This is a genomic window from Planktosalinus sp., assembly GCF_059864935.1.
This window is the reverse complement of the sequence record NZ_JCBCCK010000511.1, coordinates 1-6,411: the sequence shown is the minus strand read 5'-3', so window position 1 is coordinate 6,411 and position 6,411 is coordinate 1. Positions and strand designations below refer to the sequence as shown.

5 protein-coding genes are annotated in these 6,411 nt (G+C 41.2%); all 5 read left to right on the top strand.

What is annotated here, in order from left to right:
• Positions 1–981: M48 family metalloprotease (locus AC6F75_RS14690; protein WP_500715840.1), on the top strand; the 981-nt coding region annotated here is incomplete at its 5' end.
• 41 nt (positions 982–1,022) lie between these two features.
• Positions 1,023–3,230: a RelA/SpoT family protein gene (locus AC6F75_RS14685; protein ID WP_500715839.1), complete on the top strand. Its 2,208-nt coding sequence runs from the start codon at positions 1,023–1,025 to the stop codon at positions 3,228–3,230.
• Between the two features lie 25 nt (positions 3,231–3,255).
• Positions 3,256–3,717: a transcriptional repressor gene (locus AC6F75_RS14680; protein ID WP_500715838.1), complete on the top strand. Its 462-nt coding sequence runs from the start codon at positions 3,256–3,258 to the stop codon at positions 3,715–3,717.
• 3 nt (positions 3,718–3,720) lie between these two features.
• Positions 3,721–4,992: an adenylosuccinate synthase gene (locus AC6F75_RS14675; protein ID WP_500715837.1), complete on the top strand. Its 1,272-nt coding sequence runs from the start codon at positions 3,721–3,723 to the stop codon at positions 4,990–4,992.
• A gap of 23 nt (positions 4,993–5,015) precedes the next feature.
• The coding region (locus AC6F75_RS14670; protein WP_500715836.1) for an OstA-like protein at positions 5,016–6,411 on the top strand (1,396 nt) is incomplete at its 3' end.

Genomic DNA, 6,411 nt, shown 5'->3' with positions numbered 1-6,411 from the left:
TTTGTGGACGGTATTGCACGGGGGTTTACAGACGACTCTATTTTGGTGGCACTGGTGTTTTTTGGAATCATTTTTATTGCCAGTGATTTGCTTTCCACGCCGTTTTCATATTACGATACTTTTGTGATTGAGGAAAAATTCGGTTTTAACAAAAGCACCAAAAAACTGTTTTTTGCTGACAAGCTAAAAGGCTTGTTGCTGGGTGCGCTTTTGGGTGGTGGTATTTTGGCACTCATCATCTGGTTTTATGAATCCACCGGGAAGGATTTTTGGATTTACGGTTGGATAATGATTACGGTCTTTACGGTATTTATGAATATGTTTTATGCACGGTTGATTGTTCCCATATTCAACAAACAGACCCCTCTTGAGGAAGGAAGTTTAAGGGACAAAATAGAAGCCTATGCCCAAAAAGTGGGCTTTAAACTCGACAATATTTTTGTGATTGACGGCTCCAAACGCAGCACCAAGGCCAATGCTTATTTTTCAGGCTTTGGAAAGGAAAAACGCATCACGCTTTTTGACACCCTCATCAACGACCTCAACGAAGAAGAAATCGTTGCCGTTCTGGCGCACGAAGTGGGGCATTACAAACGCAAACACATCATCGTTAACCTGCTCAGCAGTATTTTGTTAACGGGTTTTACGCTTTGGTTGCTTTCGCTGTTTATAGGGAGTCCGCTATTGTCACAGGCTTTGGGCGTTGAAGTGCCTTCATTTCATATTGGGTTGATTGCGTTTTTTATCCTTTACAGTCCCATTTCAACCATCACCGGATTACTGATGAATTATTTGTCCCGTGTTTTTGAATATCAGGCAGACAATTACGCCAAAGACACTTATGCGGGCGAACCTTTGATTTCGTCGCTCAAAAAATTGTCCAAAAACAATTTAAGCAATTTAACTCCCCATCCCTGGTATGTTTTTGTTCATTACTCACATCCCACCTTACTCCAACGATACCACAATTTATTGGCATAAATTTAGTTGTTACTTACAAAAGTAAATTGTACTTTTAAATTATGGCGCAGGAGGTTTTAGACAAAGAAAACAAGGAGATTGCAAAACAGTACAAAGAGCTTCTCAAAATCAGTTACAGGACGCTTAACGCGGAAGACAAAAAACTGATTAGAAAGGCATTTGACATTGCTGTTGATGCGCACAAAGAGCAACGCCGAAAATCGGGGGAAGCTTATATATTTCACCCCATAGCCGTTGCCAAAATTGTTGCCTTTGAAATTGGCCTCGATGCGGCTTCAATCGCTGCAGCACTGCTTCACGATGTGGTCGAAGACACTCAATACACCCTCAGCGACATTGAACGCCTCTTTGGAAGCACCATTGCCAAAATTGTTGACGGGCTTACCAAAATTTCCGCCATTGAGCAGGAACGCGATGTTTCGCTTCAAGCGGAAAACTTCAGGAAAATGTTACTTACGCTCAATGACGATGTGAGGGTCATCATAATTAAGATTGCTGACCGCCTCCACAATATGCAGACGATGGAGTCGATGAGAAGGGACAAACAGGTGAAAATCGCTTCAGAAACACTCTATATTTATGCACCTCTTGCTCACCGGATTGGACTTTACAACATCAAAACCGAACTGGAAGACTTGGGTCTTAAATACACCGAACCCGAAGTGTATGACGATATTTTCAACAAAATAAAAGAGAGTAAGGAAGACCAGGACCAATACATCAAGGAGTTTAACAACATCATAAAGACTTCTCTGGACAAGGAAAACATGGACTATGAAATCAAGGGGCGACCCAAATCCATATTTTCGATCAGAAGAAAAATAATGAAGCAAAATGTCACTTATGAAGAGGTGTATGACAAGTTTGCCGTCAGGATCATTTACAAATGTGACCCGGACCAGGAAAAGTTTCTCGCCTGGAAAATATATTCAATAGTTACTGACCACTTCAGACCCAACCCCACCAGACTGCGTGACTGGATTTCATCACCTAAATCAACCGGTTATGAAGCACTGCACATCACCGTTATGGGCCCAAAAGGACGCTGGGTGGAAGTGCAGATTCGCAGTGAGCGCATGAACGAAATTGCAGAAAAAGGGTTTGCCGCACACTACAAATACAAAAACAAAGACGATCAGGAGGACCAGAACCTCGAGGTCTGGCTCAATAGATTGCAAGAGGCACTGGAAGGTTCTGAAACCAATGCCGTTGATTTTGTGGAACAGTTTAAACTGAATTTATATGCCAAGGAAATTTTTGTTTTTACACCCATCGGCGATTTAATTTCACTCCCCAAAGGAGCAACAGCGCTTGATTTTGCCTTTAACATTCATACCGAAGTTGGTCTTAAAACACGGGGAGGAAAAGTAAACGGTAAACTTGTTCCGCTGAGTACAGAATTAAAAAGCGGTGATCAGGTAGAAATCATCACTTCCGAAAATGCCAAACCCAATGCCAACTGGCTGGATTACACCACTACCGCACGGGCAAAATCGAAGATTAAATCGTCTTTACGTGACGAAAAGAAAAAAATTGCCGAAGATGGAAAGCAAGTTTTAACACGAAAGCTGAAGTCACAAAAAATTACCCTGGACGAAAAAACGGTCAATCAATTGGTTAGTTATTTTAAGGTAAAAACCAGCCAGGATTTGTTTTACCGAGTGGGTACCGGCATCATTGACAACCAACAATTAAGGAATTTTGCCGCCAGCCGGAGCAATGCCTTTATCGGTTTTTTCAAAAACAAAATGCGAAAGCAACCCAATCCCGATGAGGTGCATAAAGATGAAATCACTGAAAAGTTTGACCAGCTTGTTTTTGGAAAAGAAGAAGAAAAACTGGATTACACATTGGCCAATTGCTGTAACCCCATCCCGGGTGATGACGTATTTGGGTTTATAACCGTAAGCGACGGAATAAAAGTGCATAAAAACAATTGTCCCAATGCCCTGCAATTACAAAGTAATTTCACATATAGAATCATTCAGGCCAAATGGATTGACTCTTCTCAACAAGATTTTAGGGCAGAGCTCAAAATAACCGGAATTGATAATTTGGGGCTTGTTAATCAGGTGACCAAAGTGATTTCAAACAACCTGAATATCAATATGAAAAGTTTAAGCTTTGACAGTAATGACGGTATTTTCACCGGAAAAATTGTTGTTATAGTAAAAAACAAAAATTTACTCAACGAAATTATCGCCAAAATCAAAAAAATTAATGGTATAGATAAGGTGACAAGAGTTTAAAAAAAGCTTAAATTTGCAACTTCAAATGACAGATACAAAAACAAATACAAACAATCAGGTAATTGTAAAAAACGTCTTTACAACTTATCTTGAGGAGAAAGGTCACCGTAAAACTCCCGAGCGTTTTGCCATACTCCAGGAAATTTATAACAGTACCGAGCATTTTGACATAGAATCTCTCTACATCAAAATGAAAAACAAGAAATACCGGGTAAGCAGGGCAACGCTTTACAACACGATTGAATTGTTACTGGAGTGTGGTTTGGTGCGCAAACACCAGTTTGGTAAAAATCAAGCACATTATGAAAAATCCTATTTTGACCGCCAGCACGACCACGTGATTTTAACCGATACCGGCGAAGTCATCGAGTTTTGTGACCCACGCATACAATCGATCAAAAAAACCATCGAGGAAGTTTTTGATATCGAAATAACCAATCATTCACTTTATTTTTACGGAAATAAAAAACAACCGAATAATTCTTAAATAATGGCAGTAGATTTACTACTTGGTCTGCAATGGGGCGACGAAGGAAAAGGAAAAATTGTAGACGTATTAACACAAAACTATGACATTGTAGCCCGCTTTCAGGGAGGTCCAAACGCAGGTCACACACTCGAGTTCGACGGAATCAAACACGTCTTGAGAACCATTCCATCCGGTATTTTCCACAAAAACACCATCAACCTCATCGGAAACGGCGTGGTGATTGACCCTGTGGTTTTTGTAAAGGAGCTGGAAGGCCTGGATAAGTTCAAGCTCGATTACAGAAAAAACTTATTGCTTTCGCGAAAAGCACACATCATACTTCCCACCCACCGCCTGCTTGACGCCGCTTCTGAAGCTTCAAAAGGCAAAGCAAAAATAGGTTCCACTCTCAAAGGCATCGGTCCAACTTATATGGACAAAACCGGAAGAAACGGTTTACGCCTTGGTGATTTGGAAATGCCATATTGGGAGAAAAACTACAGGGCACTCACTGAAAAACATTTGGGGTTAATTGACTTTTATGATGTTGATATCCAGTTTGACCTCGACGAAATGGAAGCAGAGTTTTTTGACGCTGTTGAAATTTTGAAAACACTTACTTTTATTGACAGTGAAGAATATATTCACCAAGCTCAAAAAGAAGGAAAATCAATTCTTGCCGAAGGTGCTCAGGGTTCGTTGCTCGATATAGATTTTGGAACCTATCCCTTTGTAACCTCATCAAACACCACAGCCGCCGGAGCCTGTACAGGTCTTGGAGTAGCACCCAATAAAGTAAAAGAAGTTTACGGCATTTTTAAAGCTTACACTACCCGTGTGGGAAGTGGCCCTTTCCCTACTGAATTGTTTGACGAAGTGGGCGAAAGAATGGCCAAAGTGGGCAATGAGTTTGGAGCAGTTACCGGAAGACCCCGACGTTGTGGCTGGCTCGATTTAGTTGCGTTAAAATATGCTGTTGCCGTTAATGGCGTTACTCAGTTGATGATGATGAAAAGTGATGTATTGAGCGGCTTTAAAACACTAAAAGTATGTACAGCATATAAGTACAAAGGACAAACCATCAATCACCTGCCCTTTAACATTGAACCGGAAAATGTTACTCCTGTTTATATTGAAATAAAAGGCTGGAAAGAAGACCTCACCAAAATGAGAGAAACAGATAAGTTACCACAGGAATTGATGGACTATATCGAGTTTCTTGAAAAAGAACTGGAAATCCCTATCAAGCTGGTATCAGTAGGCCCGGACAGGACACAGACCATTCACAGATAGACCTTGTGATTTAAAATTTACTGATGACAGAACACTATCCTTACATAAAATCCGTATTGATTTTTATGCTGTCGGTAATTTATATCCCCCTAACCCAGGCTCAGGAAAAACAGAAAGTGGACATCCAATCAGGTTATCTGGAAATCAGGCCTGATTTTCCCGATGCTGCCATCTGGACCCGTGAAGCCAATGAACAGGTTTATATCGTTCACGAGGGTGTAGAAATGTGGTGTGACCAGGCGTTTGTTTACAATAAGGACAATTTTGTAAAAGCCTACGGGAACGTGAGAATTACCCAGGCTGACACCATTACACTCACCAGCAGTTATGCAGAGTACAACGGCAACACCAACTTTGCCTATGCCAGCGGAAATGTGGTTTTGACCGAACCCAATTCAGTCCTTACCACAGAAACCCTCTATTTTGACCGAAACAAACAACAAGCCTTTTACCGCACCGGCGGAAAAGTGGTTGATACCGCAAGCACACTCACAAGCAATATTGGTCGGTACTTCGCAGAAACAAAACGCTATCAGTTTTTGTCCGATGTTGTATTGGTCAACCCTGATTATACAATCAATACCAATCAGCTTGATTTTTATACCGAAACAGGACATGCTTACCTCTACGGTGAGTCAACCATCACCTCTGAAACCAGTAAGGTGTATTGCGAAAGGGGCTTTTATGACACCCGAAACGATAAAGGGTATTTTATGCAAAATGCCCGCATCGACTATGAAAACCGCACGGTTTATGGTGACAGTCTGTATTTTGACCAAACCAAAAGTTTCGCTTCGGCAACCAACAACATCCGAATCATTGACACCCTCAACAACAGTATTGTAAGGGGGCATTATGCGGAAGTTTTTAGAGAAAAAGATTCGGTTTTTATCACCAAACGCGCTTTGGCTATAACAGTAAGGGACAATGATTCCATCTACATGCATGCAGATACCCTGCAAATTACAGGGAAACCTGAACACCGCATCATGAAAGGTTTTTATGACGCCCGCATTTACAAAAGCGATATGAGCGGTAAGGCCGATTCCATTTACAGTGATGAAAAAATTGGCATAACCAAAATGCTGCGCAACCCCATTATGTGGAGCGGTGAAAATCAAATGACCGGCGACACCATTCATTTACTATCAAACACGGTTACTGAACAACTCGATACGTTAAAAGTGTTCAACAATGCCTTTTTGGTTCAAAAAGACAGTTTGGGATACAATCAGGTGAAAGGCGATGTTCTCATTGGGCTCTTTACTGAAAACGAACTCGACACCATCAACATCAACCGAAATGCCGAAGTCATTTTTTACACCCGTAATGACGACGACGAACTTATCGGTATCAACCATACCCGTTCAAGTGCCATACAAATCACACTTAAGGAAGAGGAAATAGAAACCATCAGGT

Excerpts from the sequence above, each read along its gene's own strand:
- AC6F75_RS14685 (WP_500715839.1), top strand. The coding sequence starts at position 1,023 with ATGGCGCAGGAGGTTTTAGACAAAGAAAACAAGGAGATTGCAAAACAG.
- AC6F75_RS14680 (WP_500715838.1), top strand. The coding sequence starts at position 3,256 with ATGACAGATACAAAAACAAATACAAACAATCAGGTAATTGTAAAAAAC.
- AC6F75_RS14675 (WP_500715837.1), top strand. The coding sequence starts at position 3,721 with ATGGCAGTAGATTTACTACTTGGTCTGCAATGGGGCGACGAAGGAAAA.